General features: G+C 74.9%; 19 protein-coding genes. 8 read left to right on the top strand and 11 right to left on the bottom strand.

Annotated elements, in window-relative coordinates:
* Entirely contained in the window at positions 1-219 is a 219-nt protein-coding gene (locus ACGF5G_RS00250) for a hypothetical protein (protein ID WP_393257371.1), read from the top strand.
* A gap of 53 nt (positions 220-272) precedes the next feature.
* Here ACGF5G_RS00250 and ACGF5G_RS00245 read toward each other — a convergent pair whose 3' ends face one another.
* From ACGF5G_RS00245 to ACGF5G_RS00235, 3 genes are all read right to left on the bottom strand, one after another.
* The gene (locus ACGF5G_RS00245; protein ID WP_393257369.1) at positions 273-2,393 is read right to left on the bottom strand and encodes a bifunctional polysaccharide deacetylase/glycosyltransferase family 2 protein; all 2,121 of its coding nucleotides are present in this window, start codon (positions 2,391-2,393) and stop codon (positions 273-275) included.
* Positions 2,394-2,395: 2 nt separating this feature from the next.
* Positions 2,396-2,812, bottom strand: a complete 417-nt coding sequence (locus tag ACGF5G_RS00240) for a hypothetical protein (RefSeq protein ID WP_393257367.1) — start codon at positions 2,810-2,812, stop codon at positions 2,396-2,398.
* A gap of 209 nt (positions 2,813-3,021) precedes the next feature.
* Complete coding sequence (locus ACGF5G_RS00235) at positions 3,022-3,594, bottom strand: TIGR03086 family metal-binding protein (RefSeq protein WP_393257365.1); 573 nt, start codon at positions 3,592-3,594, stop codon at positions 3,022-3,024.
* 31 nt (positions 3,595-3,625) lie between these two features.
* Between ACGF5G_RS00235 and ACGF5G_RS00230 the strand changes: the two genes are divergently transcribed.
* Entirely contained in the window at positions 3,626-4,474 is an 849-nt protein-coding gene (locus tag ACGF5G_RS00230) for a DUF6597 domain-containing transcriptional factor (protein ID WP_393257363.1), read from the top strand.
* A 76-nt stretch (positions 4,475-4,550) separates the two neighbouring features.
* Here ACGF5G_RS00230 and ACGF5G_RS00225 read toward each other — a convergent pair whose 3' ends face one another.
* The 6 genes from ACGF5G_RS00225 to ACGF5G_RS00200 are packed head-to-tail and all read right to left on the bottom strand — an operon-like array spanning position 4,551 to position 10,158.
* Positions 4,551-6,089: a SpoIIE family protein phosphatase gene (locus ACGF5G_RS00225; RefSeq protein WP_393257361.1), complete on the bottom strand. Its 1,539-nt coding sequence runs from the start codon at positions 6,087-6,089 to the stop codon at positions 4,551-4,553.
* Between the two features lie 2 nt (positions 6,090-6,091).
* Positions 6,092-7,420, bottom strand: a complete 1,329-nt coding sequence (locus ACGF5G_RS00220; RefSeq protein WP_393259157.1) for a sensor histidine kinase — start codon at positions 7,418-7,420, stop codon at positions 6,092-6,094.
* A 32-nt stretch (positions 7,421-7,452) separates the two neighbouring features.
* A complete protein-coding gene (locus tag ACGF5G_RS00215; RefSeq protein WP_393257359.1) occupies positions 7,453-8,472 on the bottom strand; it encodes a SpoIIE family protein phosphatase in 1,020 nt (339 codons plus the stop codon).
* Entirely contained in the window at positions 8,469-8,888 is a 420-nt protein-coding gene (locus ACGF5G_RS00210) for an ATP-binding protein (protein ID WP_393257357.1), read from the bottom strand. Before ACGF5G_RS00210 ends, ACGF5G_RS00215 begins: the two co-directional genes overlap by 4 nt.
* Positions 8,885-9,298, bottom strand: a complete 414-nt coding sequence (locus ACGF5G_RS00205; protein ID WP_393257355.1) for an STAS domain-containing protein — start codon at positions 9,296-9,298, stop codon at positions 8,885-8,887. Before ACGF5G_RS00205 ends, ACGF5G_RS00210 begins: the two co-directional genes overlap by 4 nt.
* The gene (locus tag ACGF5G_RS00200; RefSeq protein ID WP_393257353.1) at positions 9,298-10,158 is read right to left on the bottom strand and encodes an STAS domain-containing protein; all 861 of its coding nucleotides are present in this window, start codon (positions 10,156-10,158) and stop codon (positions 9,298-9,300) included. Before ACGF5G_RS00200 ends, ACGF5G_RS00205 begins: the two co-directional genes overlap by 1 nt.
* A gap of 163 nt (positions 10,159-10,321) precedes the next feature.
* Between ACGF5G_RS00200 and ACGF5G_RS00195 the strand changes: the two genes are divergently transcribed.
* Complete coding sequence (locus ACGF5G_RS00195) at positions 10,322-10,678, top strand: STAS domain-containing protein (protein WP_092381119.1); 357 nt, start codon at positions 10,322-10,324, stop codon at positions 10,676-10,678.
* Between the two features lie 10 nt (positions 10,679-10,688).
* On the opposite strand, the gene ACGF5G_RS00190 is transcribed toward ACGF5G_RS00195, so the two are convergent.
* Positions 10,689-11,984, bottom strand: coding sequence for an MFS transporter (locus tag ACGF5G_RS00190; RefSeq protein ID WP_393257351.1), 1,296 nt, complete (start codon positions 11,982-11,984; stop codon positions 10,689-10,691).
* A 50-nt stretch (positions 11,985-12,034) separates the two neighbouring features.
* Between ACGF5G_RS00190 and ACGF5G_RS00185 the strand changes: the two genes are divergently transcribed.
* The 4 genes from ACGF5G_RS00185 (at position 12,035) to ACGF5G_RS00170 (ending at position 14,008) form a co-directional block, all read left to right on the top strand.
* Positions 12,035-12,718, top strand: coding sequence for an FCD domain-containing protein (locus tag ACGF5G_RS00185; RefSeq protein WP_350701991.1), 684 nt, complete (start codon positions 12,035-12,037; stop codon positions 12,716-12,718).
* A gap of 39 nt (positions 12,719-12,757) precedes the next feature.
* The gene (gene mscL / locus ACGF5G_RS00180; RefSeq protein WP_393257349.1) at positions 12,758-13,231 is read left to right on the top strand and encodes a large conductance mechanosensitive channel protein MscL; all 474 of its coding nucleotides are present in this window, start codon (positions 12,758-12,760) and stop codon (positions 13,229-13,231) included.
* A gap of 82 nt (positions 13,232-13,313) precedes the next feature.
* Entirely contained in the window at positions 13,314-13,562 is a 249-nt protein-coding gene (locus ACGF5G_RS00175; protein WP_393257347.1) for a hypothetical protein, read from the top strand.
* Positions 13,563-13,636: 74 nt separating this feature from the next.
* Positions 13,637-14,008: a hypothetical protein gene (locus ACGF5G_RS00170; RefSeq protein WP_393257345.1), complete on the top strand. Its 372-nt coding sequence runs from the start codon at positions 13,637-13,639 to the stop codon at positions 14,006-14,008.
* A 175-nt stretch (positions 14,009-14,183) separates the two neighbouring features.
* Here ACGF5G_RS00170 and ACGF5G_RS00165 read toward each other — a convergent pair whose 3' ends face one another.
* On the bottom strand, positions 14,184-15,500 hold the full coding sequence (locus tag ACGF5G_RS00165; RefSeq protein ID WP_393257343.1) for a benzoate/H(+) symporter BenE family transporter: 1,317 nt from the start codon (positions 15,498-15,500) through the stop codon (positions 14,184-14,186).
* Between the two features lie 147 nt (positions 15,501-15,647).
* On the opposite strand from ACGF5G_RS00165, the gene ACGF5G_RS00160 reads away from it, so the two are divergent.
* Complete coding sequence (locus ACGF5G_RS00160) at positions 15,648-16,115, top strand: helix-turn-helix domain-containing protein (protein WP_393257341.1); 468 nt, start codon at positions 15,648-15,650, stop codon at positions 16,113-16,115.
* The last annotated feature ends 111 nt before the right edge of the window (positions 16,116-16,226 follow it).

Genomic DNA, 16,226 nt, shown 5'->3' with positions numbered 1-16,226 from the left:
GTGACCGGAACGCACGGGAGCCGGGCGGCGGACGATCCGCCCGGCTCCCCGGACGGAGACGGCGACCGGGGCGACGCGGCGGCGAAGCCGGGCGTGGCCCGGCGCGGGCCGACCTGGGTGATCCTCGCGGTGGTCGCCGCCGCGCTGCTGGTCTGCTGCTGCTCGGCGGTGCTCGGGCTGGCCCTCTCCTGGTCCGCCGGCCTGTTCGGTCCGCGCTGACGGTCCGGGCGGCCGGCACGCCGCCGGGTGCCCGCCGGTCCCGGTCGGCCGGGTCAGCGGGGAGTGGGGATCAGGGCGGCGGCCTCGCCGGTGCGTGCCATCCGCTGCCAGCGCAGCCGGTTGCCGATCAGCGCGGTGACCACCGACTGCACCACCACCAGGTACATCAGCTGCCGGTAGATCAACTGCTGGAACGGCAGGCTCCACAGCGGGCCAAAGCGTTCCCGGTCCAGCCGCAGCGCGTACGCGGCGGTGGCCCCTTGGAGCAGCAACAGCCCCGCCCAGGCCAGCACCAGCGTCGACCAGGGCAGGAACAGCAGGCCGTAGACGGCGTAGACGTCCACCGCCGGGGCGGCCAGCGGCAGCACGATCTGGAACACGGTCAGGTAGGGCAGGCCGCGCCGGCCGAGCTTGCCGCCGGCGCCCCGCTCGCGCAGCGCGTGCCGGTGCTTCCACATCGCCTGCATGGTGCCGTAGCACCAGCGGTAGCGCTGCCGCCAGAGCTGCCGCAGCGAGGAGGGCGCCTCGGTCCAGGCGATGGCGGCCTCCTCGTAGACCACCCGCCAGCCGGCCCGCAGCACCTTCATGGTGAGGTCGGTGTCCTCCGCCAGCGTGTCCGCGGGCACCCCGCCGACGGCGAACAGCACCTCGCGGCGGAACGCCCCGATCGCGCCGGGGATGGTCGGCATGCACTCCAGCACGTCGTACATCCGACGGTCGAGGTTGAAGCCGATCACGTACTCCAGGTGCTGCCAGCGGCCGAGCAGCCGGCGCCGGTTGGCGACCTTGGTGTTGCCGGAGATCGCGCCGACCGTCGGGTCGGCGAAGCCCTGCACCAGCCGGTGGACGGTGTCGGGCTGGAAGACGGTGTCGCCGTCGACCAGCACCAGCAGGTCGGCGCGGGCGGCCCGGATGCCGGTGTTCAGCGCCGCCGGCTTACCGGCGTTGGCCTGCCGGATGACGCGCACCCCGCGCAGGCGAAGCCGCTCGACGATCCCGGCGGTGTCGTCGCTGGACCCGTCGTCCACGACGATCACCTCCAGCGCCGGGTAGTCGCTGGCCACCAGCGACCGGACGGTCGCGGCGATGTTCGCGGCCTCGTTGTAGGCCGGCACGATCACCGAGACCGGGGCGGTGATCGTCGGCTGGGCGCGCCTCGGCCGGCGGACCCGCCGCACGTGCACCTGCGCGCAGACCACCTGCACGACCAGCCGGGCCACGCCCAGCACCAGCGCGACCGCGAGCAGCAGGTCCATCGCTCCGGCCAGCCAGCCGGCACCGGCCTGGGTCCACCGGAGGACGTGTCCGCCCAGCCGGCTGCCCCCGCTCGCCGGCACCATGGAGGCCGGCGCGTCGATCCCCTCGGAGACGGTGGTGAACCGGTAGCCCTGCCGGGTCAGCCCGGCCAGCAGTTGGTCGAGGGCGGCCACCGTCTGGGCCCGGTCGCCGCCGCCGTCGTGCATCAGCACCACCGCGCCGCTTCCCTGCTCCGGGGTGGCGGCCTCGACGATGGCCGGCACGCCCGGCCGCTGCCAGTCCTTGGTGTCCCGGTCGGCGAGCACGGTGACGTGCCCGGTGCCGGCGGCGGCGCGCAATGCCGCGTACTCGGCGCCGGTCAGCGCGGACGGCTGGGACGAGAACGGCGGCCGGAGCAGGGTGACCTCGCGGCCGGCCGCCCCGGCGATCGCCTTGCGGGTGAGCGAGAGTTCCAGGTCGCGCCGCCAGTCCGGGGCGGCGCCGAGGTCGGCGTGGGTGAAGCTGTGCGAACCCAGTTCGTGCCCCTCGGCGAGGATCCGGCGGACCAACTCGGGGTGCTCGTTGACCCGGGCGCCGACCACGAAGAAGGTGGCGCGCGCGCCGTGCCGGCGCAGCACGTCGAGCACCTGCGGCGTCCACCGCGGGTCCGGCCCGTCGTCGAAGGTCAGCGCGATCGTCCGGTCGGGCATGACCCGGCTGACCGGCCGATCCTGGTCGAGCCGCAGCACCGGCCCGCCGGTGGCGACCTCCTTCGGCACCGCCGGCCCGGCGGACGTGTCGGCCCGCGCCCCGCCGGAGCCGCCGGCGAGCCCGGTCACCAGGCCGTTGACGGTGAGCGCCGCGAGCAGCAGCGCCAGCCCGAGCAGGAGCAGGACCCAGTGTGCCCGCGGGTCACGCCGGGCGATGTGCCGCGCCACCGCTAGCTCGGCTTGCCAGGGGACCGGCTGGGCTTGGCGGTGCGCCGCTCGTCGCCCTGGCCGGGCTGCTCGGACCGGCTCGGCCGGGCGGTGGGAGCGCCGGTGGCCGGGGCGGTGTCGGCCGTGCGGGTGGGTGCCGGGGCCGAGGTGCTGGTCAGGGGTGACGGACGGGGGCCGGTCGGCGAAGCGCCGCCCAGCTCGCCGCGGCCGTCCACCTCGGCTTCGAGCGGTGCCGCCGGGCGGCTGTCCGACCAGCCGGGCAGCGACACCGACGAGTCCATGAAGAGGCCGGCGGCGATCAGGCCGAGGCTGGTGAGCAGGCCCAGACCCATCACGGTGCCGACGATCACCGTTAGCCGGCGGCGACGCCCGGTCCGGTCGACGAACACCGGCGGCGCTCCGCCTGGCTGGTTGTGCATCTGTTGAACTCCCGCTGCCACACGCGACGGGCCTTCCGGCCCAGGCCAGGGCCCGTCCGGCCGGGCCTCCAGAGCAAACAGCGCCCATGTCGCCGCCGGCGTTACACAGCTCAGGTTCCCCACAGTTTCTCCACCACTGCGCACCGCGGAACAGCAGGCCGGGCGGCAAGGAGGCCCGGGCGGCGGCGAGCCGCGCGGGGCGTTGAGGCTCAGGCGGTCGGGGGCCAACCGGGGTCGCGGCCGGTGTGGCAGAGCAGCCGGTCGAACTCCGGCAGGTCGGCGGCGCTCGACACCGGTTCCGCGAAGACGCCCATCTTCCGGGCCTGCGGCCCGAGCTGCCCCACCAGCTCGTGCAGCGCGGCCGTCGCCTCGGGGGCGGGCCGGTACGGCTGGCCGGTGGCGACGGCGAGGTCCCAGCCGTGCACCGTCAGGTCCAGCAGCACCATGCCGCCGACCGTGGTCTGCGGCATGCCCATCCCCGGCGAGACGCCTTCCAGCGCGGACGGGTCGGACCAGGCGTCGACCAGCCGCCGCGTCTCGGCCTCGAACCGGTCGCGCCAACCGTCCGTGAGATGGCCAGGCCTGTCCGCCCACTCGACGGGGCGCTTCGCCGCGAGGGCCTGGAAGTTCACCACCACCTGGAACAGGTGGTCGAGCAGGTCGCGCACCGCGTACTCGCGGCAGGGCGTCGGCAGGTCGAGCTGGTCGTCGGCGATGCCACGCACCACCGCCACGGTCGGCGGCGCGGCCGCCGCCAGCAGGTCACTAGTCTGGGTTGCCATACGGCCAGCGTATGAGGATGGTCTTGAAGAAATGCGACAGCAGCCGCGCGGGGACAGCCGGGGCATCCTGGACCCGGCCCGGCTGCTGCGCCAGGTCCGCTTCCGCCGGCACCTGCCCGCCGTGGCGCTCCGGCCGTACGTCGAGCACTACTGGCTCGTCGACTGGGAGCTGACCGAGCCGCTCACGCAGCAGGTCGTGCCGCACCCGGCGGTGAACGTGGTGTTCCGGCGCGACGGCGACGGCCCGGAGACCGCCGAGGTGGCCGGCGTGGGGCGGAAACTGTTCTCGATCACGCTGTCCGGCGTCGGCCGGGTCAGCGGGGTCCAGTTCCGGCCGGGCGGCTTCCGGCCGTTCTGGCGCGGGCGGTCGGTCGCCGAGCTGACCGGGCGGCGGTGGCCGGTCCCGTCGCTCGCCGACCGCTGGCCGCCGGCCGCCGCCCTGGTCGCCGCCGCGTCGGCCGCCGAGGGGCCGCCGCCCGCCGGCCGCTGCAACGGTACGGACGCCGAGCGCTGCCGAGCGCTGGACGACCTGCTGCTCGGCTGGGCGCCGGCGGCCGACCCGGTCACCGACGAGGTGATCGGCCTGGTCGAGGCGATCCGCGCCGACCGGACGGTGCTGCGGGTGGACGACTTCGCCCGGCGGCACGGGCTCTCCGTCCGCCGGTTGCAACGCCTGTTCCTCGCGCACGTCGGCGTCGGCCCGAAGTGGGTGATCCGTCGGTACCGGCTCCAGGAGGCCGTCGAGCAGGCCGCGGGCGGCCCGCCGGACTGGGCGGCGCTCGCGGCGGACCTCGGCTACAGCGACCAGGCCCACCTGATCCGCGAGTTCACCGCCGTCATCGGCGTGTCGCCTGCCGCGTACGCCCGCTCGGTCGGCTGACCCGGGCGCGGCTGCCGGAGTTAGGAAGGGCCCCTTCCACAGCGCCAGGCGTTAACAAGGTGCCCTTCCTTACACGTCAGCGGCGGCGGAGGGCGACCACGGCGACGTCGTCGTGGATCTCCGGCGGGGCCAGCTCGACCAGGAGCCGCTCGCAGAACCGGTCCAGATCGTCGTCGATCCGCCCGGCGGCCGCGGCCAGGGCGGCCAGCCCGTCGTCGATCGTGGTGTCCCGCCGCTCGATCAGGCCGTCGGTGTAGAACACCAGCGTCGCCCCGGCCGGCAGCACGAACTCCAGGTCGGGCGGTCGCTGGGCGCGCACCCCGAGCAGCGGCGCCGAGTGCTGCACGAACTCCACCTTGCCGTCCAGGCTGAGCACCGGCGGCAGGTGGCCGGCGCTGGCCAGCCGGACCCGGCCGGTGGGCGGGTGCAGCAGCAGCAGGCAGATCGTGGCCAGCTCCGTGGGGAGCAGGGTGCGCATCAGCTCGTTGACCCGCTCCAGGATCTCGCCCGGCTGGTGTCCCTCCACCGCGTACGCCCGCACCGCGTGCCGCAGCTCGGCCATCACGGTCGCGGCGTGCAGCGAGTGGCCGGCCACGTCGCCGATCGCCAGCAGCAGGTGGCCGTCGAGCATCACCAGCTCGTAGAAGTCGCCACCCACCTCGGTCTGCGCGCTCGCCGGCTCGTAGCGCACGGCCAGGTCGAGCCCGTTGATCTCGGGAATCCGGCGCGGCAGCAGGCTGCGCTGGAGGGTGACCGCGATGCGGTGCTCCTCGTCGAAGGAGCGCTGCGCCTCCACCGCCGACGCGACGGCCTGGGCGAGCTGCACCAGCACGGGCGTGCGGGCGGTCTGCGTCGCGGTGGGCACGACGACGTAGAGCGGCGGGCGGTCCTCGCGGAGCCGGGCGGCGGCCACCGTGACCGTGTCCCCCGCCGGCCAGTCGACCAGGCCCCAGCCGGCCGGGTCGTCCACCCGGACCATCGTCCCGATCGGCACGCCGCTGTCGTCCACGAGCCACGGGACGATCGTGGCCGTGCCGCCGGGGCCGCCCGCGACCCCGGCGACGCAGTCGCCGTCGAACGTCTCGGCGACCACCGCGGCGGGGCTCTTGAAGATCTGGGCCGCCCCGGCCGCCGCCGTCTCCAGCAGCCGCGCGAAGTTGGGCGCGGAGTGCATCGCCACCGTGGTGTCGGCCAGCCCGAGCAGCCGTTCGGCGAGCAGCTCCGCCCGCTGCCGCGCCCGGTAGTAGCGCAGCACCGCGTGCGCGGTGGCGACCAACTCCTCCGGCTCGATGGGCTCGGCCAGGTACGCGTCCGCGCCCCGGGTCAGCCCCTGCGCCCGGTCCACGACGTCGACCGCGTGCGCGGACACGTGGATCACCGGCATCGCCGGGTGCGCGGCCTTGATCCGTTCGCAGACCTCGAACCCGCTCAGGTCGGGCAGCCGCACGTCGAGCACCACGAGGTCGATCGGGTCCACGCCGACGCGGGCCAGGGCCTCGCCGCCCGTCTCCGCCTCCAGCACGGTGAAACCCGCGCGGGAGAGCCAGCTGACCAGCAGGTACCGCTTGGTGCGACTGTCGTCGACCACCAGCACGGTCGCCGGGCCGCCCTCCACCGTCACGCTCCGCCCACGGGCAGGCTGACGGTGAACGTGCTGCCCCGCCCGGGCTCGCTGGCCAGCTCCAGGGTGCCGCCGAGCAGGGTCACCAGCCGCCGCGCGTACGGCAGGCCGAGGCCCGTGCCGCCCACCCGGGTCGCGCCGGGCACCTGGTAGAACTCCTCGAAGATCCGGTCGTGCTGCTCGGGCGCGATGCCCGGGCCGGTGTCCGAGGCGGACAGCAGCCAACGGTCGCCCCGCCGCTCCGCCCGCAGCCGGACCTCCCCGCGCTCGGTGAACTTGAGCCCGTTGTGCAGGAGGTTGCGCAGCACCTGGGCGAGCAGCACCTCGTCGGTGCGCAGCGTGGCCGGGGCCGGCGGCTCCTCCACCACCAGTTCGACCTCCGGCCGGGTGGCCAGGGCCCGCAGCGTGCCGCGCAGCTGGCCGAAGATCGGCCGCAGGTCCACCTCGGCCCAGTCGGGCTCGATCCGGCCGGACTCGGCCTTGGCCAGGTCGAGCAGCTCGTTGACCAGCGTGAGCAGGTCGCTCGCCGAGGAGCGGATCAGCCCGACCTGGCGGGCCTGCTCGGCGGTGAGCGGGTCGGAGGCGGAGTCGCCCAGCAGCCGGCCGAGTCCCATGATCGCGGTGACGGGGGCGCGCAGCTCGTGGCTGACGTTCGCCAGGAACCGGCTCTTCGACTCGCTGGCCGCCCGCAACTGGGCGGACTTCTCGTCCAGCTCGGCGTAGAGCGCGACCACGCCGCGGTTGGTCTCCTCCAGCTCCTCGGTGAGCTGGTTGTAGAGCGCCATCACGCCGCGGTTGGTCTCGGCCAGTTCCTCGTTGAGCACGGCCAGCTCGTCGCGCTGGCTGCGTACCTCGTCGAGGGCGGCGATCAGTTGCGCGTTCTGCGCGGCCAACTCGTCGAGGGCGCTGCCCGGGGCGTTCCGGCCGAGTTCGGCGCGCAGCTCGGCGAGACGCTCCGGGGTCAGCACCTCGGCGGTGACCGGGACACGTCGGGACATCCTCACGACCGTATCCCCCTCCCCGGTCACGACGCCCAACATGTCCACCAACCGCGCCACCGCACCCGACTGCGGCTCGTACCGCCCGTCGGGCAGCGGGCGCACCGGGAGGAGGTCCACCCGCAGGTGCCGCCCACCACCAACGGCGTCGTGGACCAGGGTGAATGTCACGTCCGCCCCGCCGACCGCGCGCAGCAGGTCCCGGGCCACCTCGCTGAGCGCCGTGGCGATGCGTACCTGGTCCTGGTGCTCCAGCCCGACCGCGGCGGCGACCTCGCGGCCCCGCTGCCGGACCACGAAGATGTCGTGTTCGACCCGCAGCACCATCTGGAGCAGCGGCACCGCCCCGGTCGGCCCGGTCACGACCACGCCCGGGCGACCAGGACGCACGCGTCGTCGCGGCGGGTGCCGGCGTCCCGCAGCAGCGACGCGGCCACCACGACGGGCGACCGGTCGGCGAGACCGGGACAGTCGGCGAGCTGCCAGCGGTCGACCACGCCGTCACTGTGCATCACCAGCAGGGCGCCGGCCTCGAAGGGGTAGTCGTACTCCCGGACCGGGGGACGCTGGTGCCCGGCGATGCCGGGCAGCGAGACCAGGCCCCGGCGCTGGCCGGCCGCGCCGACGACCGCGGCGGAGATGTTGCCCAGCCCGGCGTAGCGCAGCACCCCGGCCGACGGGTCCGGCTCCGCGACGGCCAGCGCCGCGCCCCGGGTGTGGGTCATCGACCGGTGCAGGTGCTGGACCACTGCGGCCGGCGGCCCCGCCGGCGCCCGGCGGAACGCGTCGAGCGCGGCGTCGGTGGCGGCGGCGGCGAGCGGCCCGTGCCCCAGGCCGTCGCAGACCAGCACCTGCCGCCGGCCCTCCACGATCCGCCAGGCGTACCCGTCGCCGCTGACCGGTTCCCCGGTCAGCGGCCGGGTGAGCGCGCCGGCCCAGGGCCGCTCCCGCCCACCGGCGCGGTCCGGCCAGACCTGGACGGCGAGGACCGTGCCCCGCCCCGGCCGGGAGTAGCCGTCGAACCAGCTGGCCTGCCGGACGATCGCGCCGAGACCGATGCCGAGCGTGCCCGTGGTGGAGTGCCCGTCCTGCGAGGAGACGGTCAGGTCGGCCATCCCCGGCCCGGCGTCGATCGCGATCAGCTCCACGCCGGCCTCCCGCTCGTGCCGGGCGGGCCGCAGCAGCAGCATGCCGTCCTCGGCGTGCTTGACCAGGTTGCTGGTCAGCTCGGCGGCGACGATCGCGAGGTCGGCGGTGCGGGCCTCCCCCAGGTCGAGCTGGTCGCCGAGCCGCTCGGCGGCCCGGCGCACCGCGCTGGCGGCGCTGCCGGTCTCCACCCGGAACCAGATGCCACGGTCGGGGACCACGTCCTCGGTCATCTGGACCACTTGGTGACCGTGATGCGGGTGCCCTCACCCACCGCCGTCTGGATGTCGAACTCGTCGACCAGCCGGCGCGCGCCGCTGAGCCCGAGGCCGAGCCCGCCCCCGGTCGTGTAGCCGTCGGTCAGTGCCAGGTCGAGGTCGGCGATGCCCGGGCCGCGGTCGGCGAAGACGATGCGTACGCCCCGCCGCGTCCCGTTGTCCACCGTGCCCACCTCGACGGTGCCGCCGCCGCCGTACACCAGGGTGTTGCGGGCCAGCTCGCTCGCCGCGGTGACCACCTTGGTCTGGTCAACCAGCGAGAGCTTGACCGCCACCGCCACCGTACGCACCAACTGCCGGACGCGCACCACGTCCTCGTCGCCGCGGATCGCCTGCGCCTGCGGCTGGCCCAGGTCGACGCCCGCGGTCATGACGAGGCCGTCGTATCGGCGTCCGGTTCGTCGTCGAACGCGAACTCGTGCTCGTCCGCGCGCGCCGCCGCGATCAGCTCCATGCCCCGTTCGACGTTGAGCGCCGTCCGGATGCCGTTGAGGGACAGGCCCAGCTCGACGAGGGTGATGGCGACGGCGGGCCGCATTCCGACCACCACCGTCTCGGCGTCGAGCACCTTGGAGATCGAGGCGATGGTCGACAGCATCCGCCCGACGAAGGAGTCCACTATGTCCAGGGCGGTGATGTCGATGATCACGCCGTGGCAGCCGGTCGCGACGATCCGCTCCGCGAGGTCCTCCTGGAGCTGGACCGCCGTCTGGTCGGACATGTCGACCTGGATGGAGACCAGCAGGATCTCGCCGATCTTGAGGATCGGCACCCGCTCCATCACGCCTCCCGGCGCGGCAGCCGGCGGGCGGTCTCGACCCCGGTGAGCCGGAGCACGTGCCGCAGCGCGTCGGCGAGGCTGGCCTTGGTGGCGATGTCGCCGAACTCGATGCCCAGGGCCACGATGGTCTGCGCGATCTGTGGCCGGATGCCGGAGATGATGCAGTCCGCGCCCATCAGCCGGGCGGCCACCACGGTCTTCAGGATGTGCTGGGCGACCTGGGTGTCCACCGCCGGTACGCCGGTGATGTCGATGATCGCGTACGGCGAGCCGGTGTCGACCAGGGTCTGGAGCAGCCGCTCCATCACCACCTGGGCGCGGGCCGAGTCGAGGGTGCCGACCAGCGGCACGGCGACAACGCCCTCCCAGAGCTTCACCACCGGGGTGGAGAGTTCGAGCAGTTGTTCCGCCTGGTCGGCGATAAGGCTCTCGCGGGTGCGGACGAAGCTCTCGAAGGTGAACAGGCCCATCTGGTCGATCAGCCCGGAGAAGGCGACGTAGTCGCGGAGCGTCCCGGAGCCGCCCTCGGCCTCCATCAGCTCCAGCAGCGCCTCCTTGACCACGAACACGCTGATCGCGGTCTCGGAGGCGGAGAAGCCCTGTCGGGCCCGGCCCCGCGACAGCTCGGCGAGCACGGCGCGCAGCTCGGTGGCCTGCTCGGCGTCGAGGTCGACGGCCCCGTGCTCGGCGGCGGTCACCATGCTGCCGTGCAGCTCCTGCACCTGCCGGCGCAGTTCCCCCTGGCTGAGTCGCCCGCGCAGCGACCCGGCGACGATCTCTGTCCAACGCTGCGTGATCCGCTCGGCATGACCTGTCAGCAGACTCGCGAGCCGGCCGCTCTCCTCGGCGCTCAGCGCCATGGCAAACCCCCTTCGACCTGGACCGGCGGACTCTATCATCGGAGGCCGGGTCGCTAGTTGCCGCACGGCAAGCGAATGACGGTGACCACCGGATACCGGTTCCCGTTCTGCGTACCACCCCGATCGTGGGATACCGTTTCCCCGATAACGGGAGGTCTGGCGAATGTCCTTGACGGTGCACACGGAACAGCGCGGCGACGTGGTCGTCGTGTCGGTCGCGGGCGAGTTGGACATGGCGACCGCACCGCAGTTGCAGGACCAGATCACCGACCTGCTCGACAAGGGCCGCAGCCGGCTCGTCTTCGACCTGGCGAACGTCTCGTTCTGCGACTCCACCGGGTTGTCGGTGTTCGTCCGCGCCAAGAACAGCTGCGACGAGGCCGGGGGCGTGGTGCGGCTGGCCGCCCCGCAGCGGGGGGTGCTCCGCATCCTCGAGGTGAGCGGCCTCGTCGAGGTGCTGCACACCTACCCGACGGTCGACCAGGCCGTGGCGGGCGACCCCACGCCGGCCTCCTCCTGACAGTTCCTCCTCACGCCTCGTCCTCGATGTGCCGGGGGCGGGCGATCACCAGGCCCGCGGCGGTCTGCACGGCCAGCGCCGCCAGCAGGAACCCGATCGGAGCGGTCCATCCGCCGGTCGCCTCGTAGAGGATGCCCACCAGCAGCGGCCCCAGCGCGGCGATGACGTAGCCGGTGCTCTGCGCGAAGGCCGACAGCGCGACGGTTCCCTCGGCGGTCCGGGCCCGCAGGCCGATCACCGTCAGGATCAACGGGAACGCGCCCTGCCCGATCGCCAGCAGGGCCACCCAGAGCAGCGCCGCGCCGTGCGGGGCCAGGGCGAGCCCCAGGTAGGCCAGGGCCGACGCGACGGTCAGCGAGAGCACCAGTGGGCGCAGCGTCCGCAGCCGGCCGGCCAGCGTCGGCATCAGCAGGGCGATGGGCACGCCGAGGGCGGTCACCCCGGCGAGCAGCAGCCCGGCCGTCTCGGGGTGGTAGCCGGCGTCCCGGAACAGCTGGGCCAGCCAGCCCATGATCGCGTACCCGCTGAGCGACTGCGCTCCGAAGTAGACCGCCATCGCCCAGCCGAGCCGGGTGCGGCCGGGCCGGATCCGGGTGCGGGGGGCGACGGCCTCTGTCGGGGTGGCCCGCCGCGCGGCGGCCCGCGCCCGCAGCGCCAGCGGCACCCACGGGAGCACGGCCACTGCCGCCAGCCCGGCCCAGACCCCGAGCCCGACCCGCCAGGAGCCGAAGGCGTGCGCCACCGGCACCGCAGACGCGGCGGCCACCGACGTGCCCAGGGTCAGCGCCATCGTGTACGCCCCGGTGACGAGCCCGGTGCGGTGCGGGAAGTGCTGCTTGACCAGCATCGGCAGCAGGATGTTCGCCACCGCGATGCCGGCCAGCGCCAGCGCGCTGGTGAGCACGAAGACCAGGGCGGAGTCGGTGACCACCCGCAGCACCTGACCGGCGGCGAGCGCGAGCATCGCGACCACCAGCACCCGGGCCGGGGCGAACCGGCGGACCAGCCACGGGGTGAGCGCGCCGAGCCCCGCGAAGGCGATGGTGGGCAGGGTGGTGACGAGACCGGCCATCGCCCCGGAGAGCGCCAGGCCGTCCCGCACCTCGTCGAGCAGCGCCCCGAGGCTGGTCACGGCGGCCCGCAGGTTCACCGCGACCAGCAGCATCCCGACCAGCACCAGCACGCCCCCGGTGGCCGGGTGCGCGGGCCGGCCCGGCTTCGCCCGCTCCACGGCGGGGGCGACCGGCACGCCGTCCGGGGCCGGGATCGGGTCGGCGGCGGTGGCGGTGGGCGGTGGCGGGGTCATACCGTTGAACCTACAATCATGGGATGAATTCCGGGCAGGAGTTGTAACCAGTGCCACCGTCGGTTGATTCCGCCACCGCGCCGCCCCGTGGGCACCGCGTTCGACAGACCATCGCGCAGCTCAGGGAGCGGATCCTCGGCGGCGAGTGGCCGGTGGGCGGTCGGATCCCCACCGAGCCGCAGCTGGTCGCGGCGCTCGGCGTGGGGCGGAACACGGTCCGCGAGGCCGTGCGGGCGCTGGTGCACGCCGGGGTGCTGGAGTGCCGGCAGGGCTCCGGGACGTACGTGGTGTCGACCGACGAGCTGGCCCCGGTGGTGGCCCGCCGGCTCACCGTCGACCGGGCGGCCGAGGTCGTCGAGGTGCGGCGCGCCTTCGAGGTGGAGGCGGCCCGGCTCGCCGCGCTGCGGCGTACGCCCGAGGACCTGGCCGCGCTCGACGACGCGCTCGCCGTTCGCGAGGCGGCCTGGCTCGGCGGCCGGGTCGACGAGTTCGTGGAGGCCGACGCCGCGCTGCACACCGCCGTGGTGGCGGCCGCGCACAACGGCATGCTCGCCGAGCTGTACGCCTCGGTCGGCGCCGCGCTGCGCAGCACGATCACCCAGTCGATGGGCGGCGCGCTGGAGCCGGAGCGCTACGTCGACCACTCCCGGCTGGTCGAGGCGATCCGCGCCGGCGACCCGGGCCGGGCGGCGATCGAGGCCGGTGCTTTTCTGGAGCCGCCACCCGGGGCATAGGTTGTGCCGGACGGAAGACCGGACACCTCGGGAGTACGGATGCTCAAGGGCTTCAAAGACTTCATCATGCGCGGGAACGTCGTCGACCTGGCGGTCGGCGTCGTCATCGGCGCCGCGTTCACGGCGGTGGTCACGCAGCTCACCAACTCGTTCCTCAAGCCGCTGATCGCGTTGATCACGCTCGTGGCCACGGGCCGTGAGGGCGGCCTTCAGGGCGCGGCGTGGAAGGTCCGGGGTGTCGAGTTCGACTGGATCAGCTTCATCAACGCAATCATCACCTTCGCGCTCACCGCGGCGGCGCTCTACTTCCTGGTCGTCTACCCGATGAACAGGCTGGCCGAGCGGCGCAAGCGGGGCGAGGAGCCGCCGCCGAAGGCGCCGAGCGAGGAGGTCAAGCTGCTCACCGAGATCCGGGACGCCCTGGTCGCCGCCGGCCACACCACCCCCGGGCAGCAGCGCGGCGCGCTCGACGACGTGCTCGGCCGCCGGCCGGAACCGCCCACTCCGCGCTGAATCCGGCACAGGCACATCGGCCCCTGCGGGAATCCCGCGGGGGCCGCACTTTTTCGTACGCATGTTCGATAGAGTCCCCGCCATGGAGCAGCGGAAGCACTGGTGGAACGGGAAATGGGGCCGGCTGGCGCGGCGGGACGTCTTCCTCCGGGTGGACGCCGACCGGTGGCACGTCGAGCAGCGCGCCGGCGGCTCCGAGGGCGTCTCCCAGTTCTACGAGTACGACAGCGCCGAGGAGGCCGAGGAGACGGTCCGGGCGCTGCTCCAGGGCACCGACAGTTGGCGCGAACTCTCCCCCCGGCCACCGAGCGCCTGGTCCCCCGAGCTGTGAGGAAGGCCGGACGGGCGGGCACGGGGCACGGCGCGGGCGGTTTAGCCGGAGCGGGGGCCGGGAACCGCGCCAGAATGAATCAGGGCACCGAGCGGCAGGCGATGGTTTCCCGGGTCACCACGGGCATGCGGGTGGTCGACGTCGACGGCACCGAGGTCGGCACGGTCGACCTCGTGCAGCGGGGCGACCCGAACGCGGTGACCGTGCAGGCGCCGACCGCCGATCCGGGCAGCAGCCTGGACGAGCTGATCGAGTCGACGGCGGTCGAGGAGCCGGACGTGCCGGCCGACCTGGCGGCCCGGCTGCTGCACAGCGGCTACCTGAAGGTCTCCACCGACCTGGCGCGCACCGGCGCGGTCTACGTGCTCGCCGAGCAGATCGCCACCGTCGCCGACGGCCGGGTACGCCTCGACGTCCCCGCCGGCGCCCTGCCCCCGGAGGAGTGACGCCGGCGCCCGGTCAGCCCCGGGCCGGTACGCCCGCACGCCGTCGAGCTGATGTCGTGGACGATCCGGCCCGACAGGGCGCGGAGGGTCAGTCGCCGTCAACCCGGGCGCGGAGGGTCAGCCGCCGTCGACCCGGGCGCGGAGGGTCAGCCGCCGTCGACCCGGGCGCGGAGGGTCAGTCGCCGCCGACCCGGGCGCCGCGCGGCGACGCGGCGCCGGCGGGGAAGTCCGACCCGACCGGAGCCGGCCGGAGCGACGCGGCCACCGGCTCGGGCGCGGTAGCCGGCTCGGGCGCGGTAGCCGGCTCGGGCGGGGCGGGCTGCGACGCGGCCGGGTCGGCGGAGCGGCGGCGGAAGAGCAGGAGCATCAGCCCGCCGGCGACCAGGCCCCAGAACGCGCCGCCCACGCCGAGCAGGGTCACCCCGGAGGCGGTGACCACGAACGTGACCACCGCGGCCTCCCGGGCGGCCGGCTCGGCCAGCGCCGAGGTGAGCGCGGTGGCCAGCGCGCCGAGCAGCGCCAGCCCGGCGACCGCCTCGATCAGCACCGGCGGGGCGAGCGCGATCAACGCGGTGGCCGCCCCGGCGCCCAGGCCGAGCAGGGCCAGCCCCGTGCCGGCGGTGACCGAGGCGATCCAGCGCCGGTCCGGGTCGGGGTGGGCGTCCGGGCCGGCGGCCAGCGCGGCGGTGATGGCCGCGAGGTTGACCGCGTGCCCGCCGGCGGGCGCGGCGGCCAGGCTGGTCAGCCCGGTCGCCCGCAGCGCGGCCCCGAACGGCGGCCGGTAGCCGTAGCCGACCAGCACCGCCATCCCGGGCACGTTCTGCGCGGCCATGGTGACCAGGAAGAGCGGCAGCGCCAGGCCGACCAAAGCGGAGACGCTCCAGGCCGGCGCGGTCAGCTCGACGGCGGGCAGCAGCCGCGCGCCGCCGAGGCCGGCGACCGGGGCGGTCAGCGCGATCGCCGCCACCGCCACGACCAGCGCGCCCGGCACCGCCCAGCGGCGCGCGAACCGGTGCAGCAGCAGCCAGGCCAGCACCACGGGCGCGGCCAGCCGGGGCACCTCGACCAGCGCGCGGACCGGGGCGGTGCACAGCGGCAGCAGGACGCCGGCCAGCATGGCGCCCGCGATCGGCCGGGGGATCGCCGCGACGGCCCGACCGAGCGCCGGGAACAGCCCGGCGGCCACGATCAGCACGCCCGAGACGAGGAACGCCCCGACGGCGACGGGCCACCCGCCGGGCATCGGGCCGGTGGCGACCAGCAGCGCCGCGCCCGGGGTGGACCAGGCGACGCTCATCGGGATCCGGTGCCGCAGGCCCAGCCAGACGGCGGAGATCCCGGACGCGACGCAAACCGCGAGCAGCCCGGAGGCGGCCTGCGCGTCGGTGGCGCCGACGGCCCGCAGGCCGGCCAGCACCACGGTGAACGAGCTGGCGAACCCCACCAGCGCGGTCACCACGCCCGCCAGCAACGGTTGTGCCCGTCCCGCCATCCCACCCCCCGATCGTTCCGTTTACGGAACAAGAACCTGTAGCACGATAGCGGGGTGCCGCACCCGTCACCAGCCCGCCCACCGCACCCCGATCCGGGAGCCGACGCCGTCGGCCGCCGGGTACGCGCGCTGCGCGAGGAACGGGGGATGTCCCTGTCGACCCTCGCCCGGCTGGCCGGGGTGGGGAAGGCGACGCTCTCCGGGCTGGAGAACGGCACCCGCAACCCGACCCTGGAGACGCTCTACGCGATCACGGCACAGCTCGGCGTGCCGCTGACGGCCGTACTCTCGGGACCGGCCGCCGGACCGACCGTCCGCGGCGCGGCGGTCACCGCCGTCCTGCTGGAGGTCTTCGAGGACACCGACGCCACCTACGAGCTGTACCGGATGCTGGTCGCGCCCGGCCCGGAGCAGCTCTCCCCCGCGCACCAGCCGGGCGTCACCGAGCACATCACCGTCTTCGCGGGCGTGCTGCGCGCCGGCCCGGTGGACGCGCCGCTGACGGCCGCCGCCGGCGAGCACCTGCGCTGGACGTCGGACGTGCCGCACGTGTACGCCGCCGTCGGCGACGAGGAGGTCGCCGCCAGCCTCCTGCTCCGCTATCCCCGCCGCTGACCCCGCAGCACCGACGGCACCGGGGCGGCCGGCCGGCGGCGGGGTCGGGCGCGGCGGCTCAACGGCCCGGCCACGCACGATGGGGCCGGCCGGCCCGGCGGTCCGGTCGCG

Source organism: Micromonospora sp. NPDC047730 (assembly GCF_043204765.1).
Taxonomy (GTDB): domain Bacteria; phylum Actinomycetota; class Actinomycetes; order Mycobacteriales; family Micromonosporaceae; genus Micromonospora.
The sequence above is the reverse complement of the archived record's forward strand: the minus strand, read 5'-3'. Positions and strand labels throughout refer to the sequence as shown.

Bases quoted from the DNA above. Each gene is read 5' to 3' on its own strand.
- ACGF5G_RS00165 (WP_393257343.1), bottom strand. From the start codon at position 15,500: ATGGCGGGACGGGCACAACCGTTGCTGGCGGGCGTGGTGACCGCGCTG.
- ACGF5G_RS00220 (WP_393259157.1), bottom strand. From the start codon at position 7,420: ATGGTGCTGCGGGTCGAACACGACATCTTCGTGGTCCGGCAGCGGGGC.
- ACGF5G_RS00190 (WP_393257351.1), bottom strand. From the start codon at position 11,984: ATGACCCCGCCACCGCCCACCGCCACCGCCGCCGACCCGATCCCGGCC.
- ACGF5G_RS00175 (WP_393257347.1), top strand. From the start codon at position 13,314: ATGGAGCAGCGGAAGCACTGGTGGAACGGGAAATGGGGCCGGCTGGCG.
- mscL (WP_393257349.1), top strand. From the start codon at position 12,758: ATGCTCAAGGGCTTCAAAGACTTCATCATGCGCGGGAACGTCGTCGAC.
- ACGF5G_RS00215 (WP_393257359.1), bottom strand. From the start codon at position 8,472: ATGACCGAGGACGTGGTCCCCGACCGTGGCATCTGGTTCCGGGTGGAG.
- ACGF5G_RS00230 (WP_393257363.1), top strand. From the start codon at position 3,626: ATGCGACAGCAGCCGCGCGGGGACAGCCGGGGCATCCTGGACCCGGCC.
- ACGF5G_RS00235 (WP_393257365.1), bottom strand. From the start codon at position 3,594: ATGGCAACCCAGACTAGTGACCTGCTGGCGGCGGCCGCGCCGCCGACC.
- ACGF5G_RS00210 (WP_393257357.1), bottom strand. From the start codon at position 8,888: ATGACCGCGGGCGTCGACCTGGGCCAGCCGCAGGCGCAGGCGATCCGC.
- ACGF5G_RS00160 (WP_393257341.1), top strand. From the start codon at position 15,648: ATGTCCCTGTCGACCCTCGCCCGGCTGGCCGGGGTGGGGAAGGCGACG.
- ACGF5G_RS00170 (WP_393257345.1), top strand. From the start codon at position 13,637: ATGAATCAGGGCACCGAGCGGCAGGCGATGGTTTCCCGGGTCACCACG.
- ACGF5G_RS00200 (WP_393257353.1), bottom strand. From the start codon at position 10,158: ATGGCGCTGAGCGCCGAGGAGAGCGGCCGGCTCGCGAGTCTGCTGACA.
- ACGF5G_RS00195 (WP_092381119.1), top strand. From the start codon at position 10,322: ATGTCCTTGACGGTGCACACGGAACAGCGCGGCGACGTGGTCGTCGTG.
- ACGF5G_RS00240 (WP_393257367.1), bottom strand. From the start codon at position 2,812: ATGCACAACCAGCCAGGCGGAGCGCCGCCGGTGTTCGTCGACCGGACC.
- ACGF5G_RS00205 (WP_393257355.1), bottom strand. From the start codon at position 9,298: ATGGAGCGGGTGCCGATCCTCAAGATCGGCGAGATCCTGCTGGTCTCC.